General features: G+C 60.2%; 2 protein-coding genes. One reads left to right on the forward strand and one right to left on the reverse strand.

Going from position 1 to position 2709, the window contains the following annotated elements:
• Positions 1-626 (reverse strand): maleylpyruvate isomerase family mycothiol-dependent enzyme (locus OXG98_14170; GenBank protein ID MCY3773147.1); only part of this gene is annotated, 626 nt, incomplete at its 3' end.
• Positions 627-915: 289 nt separating this feature from the next.
• Between OXG98_14170 and OXG98_14175 the strand changes: the two genes are divergently transcribed.
• The gene (locus OXG98_14175; GenBank protein ID MCY3773148.1) at positions 916-2634 is read left to right on the forward strand and encodes a PQQ-binding-like beta-propeller repeat protein; all 1719 of its coding nucleotides are present in this window, start codon (positions 916-918) and stop codon (positions 2632-2634) included.
• The last annotated feature ends 75 nt before the right edge of the window (positions 2635-2709 follow it).

Here is a 2709-nt window from a genome sequence, read left to right on the forward strand (position 1 = left end):
ATCCGGTTCTCCTGATCCGATTGATTCCACTCCCACACCTCTCCCGACGGTGCGCTGAGCCGCAGGTAAGGGATGTCCGTCGGCACGGCGAGCTTCCGGTTCGTGAAGGTCCAGCCGAAGGTGTTCACTCCCATGACGACAACATTCTTGATCCGGCCGGTGTCGGTACGCGTTTGGCCCAGCAGGTCGTATATCGCCTGGCTGTGCGCCCAGGTTTCCATCAGGCGCGCCGTAATACTGGAGCGCACGCTCATGTCCGGACCGAACCATTGCACCCGTTTTTTCGGGTCCGCGGCCGCAAAGCGCTCCGCCATCTCAAGAGAGAAAGTACGCCAGCGATGTAACAATGCGCGGTCCCGTAGCCCGTCAAGCCAGACATGGGTAAAGGCCAGACGACCGTACTGCTTGCGTCCGACGTTGAATTCTTTCACCAGGTCCAGAAAGGCATTCGTATCCTGTAATGAAAGATTAGCCGCGTAGTCGCCCATATGCAGATGGGCGACGATATCGTTGATCGTCCACTCTTTGAACTGCGTTTTTCTTCCCCAGTCCTGATCGTCCAACCCGTCGAGCAGGGCGAAGACTGCTTCGCTCTCCTCCCGGAAATCCAGGGCTTGCTGCAACATCGGCTGCTCCTGTCTGCGCTATCGCTCATCTGGCCGGGCAAACAAATCACACCCAGGGTGAAAAGGCCACTCACCGGGGACCGGAAGCTCTGTCCAGGCCACGTGGTTTCCCCACCGATTTTCCTATACGTAGAATCCATTCTTTCCCACACCATTGAGGTTCTCTATGTACAAACGAGGGGAGCGAAGAATTATTAGCGCACTCTTACTCAGCACGCGGATTGCTTTCCTGGTCGCCGTCGTCGTGGGTCTTGGAAGTGTAACGGTTAGAGCAGTTGAGGGAACACGTTTGCTCAACGCCCACGCAGATCATGACAACTGGCTGACCTATGGGCATGGCTATGCCAATCAGCGCTACAGCGGGCTTGAGCACATCACGACCGACAACGCGCACCGACTGGTGCCGCAGTGGATCTATCAGACCGGTGTGCTCGGGACGTTCCCCGCCAACCCCCTTGTTGCCGACGGAACGATGTATCTCACCACGCCGTACAACCACGTGGTTGCCCTTGATGCGGCAACCGGGGCTGTGCGCTGGCGTTACACGCACGAGATGTCCGTTGACACACTCTGTTGCGGCACCCACAACCGGGGGCTCGCCCTGGGTTACGGACGACTGTATATGATTACCGCGGATGCGCGCCTGGTAGCGCTCGATGTCGCCACGGGAACACGCGTGTGGGATATGCCGGTTGTCGATCCGACGACCGGGAACCCGGCTGACCTTACGGCGCTTAAGGAGATCAGAGCCACAGACGCCGCGGAGCCCGAGAACGTCGCTACCCTCACCGCACTGACCCGCTTTGCCGGCAATATGGCGCCGGTTGTCTACGACGGTAAGGTATTCGTCGGCGTGAGCGGGACCGGGTATAGCGGCGTACTCGGTGAAGCCGAAGCGGACGACCCATCCCTCCTCGGTCGGCCCGGTCCCCGGCGCGGCCTGCGTGCCTTCCTGTCCGCCTATGACGCAACGACCGGGCAGTTGGACTGGCGCTGGTACTCAACCGCCTCGGAAGGCTGGGAAGGCGATTTTGTTGAGCGCACCCTGTTCGGCGATGTGCTGGAGCGCGACCTGGATGCCGAACGCGCCAATGCGGACACATACCGCGACGCCTGGAAGACCGGCGGCGGCTCGATCTATTCCTCCCCGTCGATCGACCCGGAGTTGGGGCTGATTTATTTCGGGACCGGGAATGCGTCGCCCGGTTATGACGATTACAAGCGCCCCGGCGACAATCTGTACACCGCCTCCCTGGTTGCCCTCGATATACAGACCGGCGCGTTGCGCTGGTATCACCAGATCGTCCCGCATGACATTTGGGGCTATGACGTGGCCTCACCTCCGGTTCTGTTCGACTTCCCCGCCAATGGCACAACAGTACGGGCCGTGGCCGAGGCCTCGAAGTCCGGCTGGTTGTATATATTCGATCGGGAGACGGGCAAGCCACTACGCCGCTCAGAAGCCTTTGTTCCCCAGAACGATTTGCTCTTCCGCAGGCCAACTGCCGAAGGCATGTTTATCGCGCCCGGAGCCGCGGGCGGAGCCAATTGGCCGCCTACTTCATACAGCCCCAAGACCGGCTGGTTGTACGTCTCAGGAACCCACAACCCGACGCGCTACCAACTCAAACCGGGGGAGGCCGGACAGCCCGAGCGGATCGTCATTTCGTTTGATAAAACCGTGGAACGCTGGGGAACTCTGAGCGCCATTGCACCCCAGGACGGGAAGATCCAATGGCAGGTCAGAACGGACTTACCCCTGGTCAGTGGCTCGCTCGCGACCGCGGGCGGGCTGATCTTTTACGGGGAATCGAACGGACAGTTTGTGGCCCGCAATGCCCAGGACGGTACGGCGCTGTGGCACTTCAACACCGGGGCCGGGGTCAACGCTCCGCCGGTGACCTATGCGGTGGACGGGAAGCAATTTGTGGCGGTTGCTGCCGGTGGACACAAATTGTTCGATTTTCCTCTGGGCAATGCCGTGATCGCCTTTGGTCTTCCTGACTGACCTGACGTTGCTGTTGCAACATATCCCTCGCCTCAGCCGCTTGACCCGTCTTTTCGTTGGGCTTCGAGCTGACGA

Source organism: Gemmatimonadota bacterium, from assembly GCA_026706345.1.
In the GTDB taxonomy this organism is placed as follows: domain Bacteria; phylum JAAXHH01; class JAAXHH01; order JAAXHH01; family JAAXHH01; genus JAAXHH01.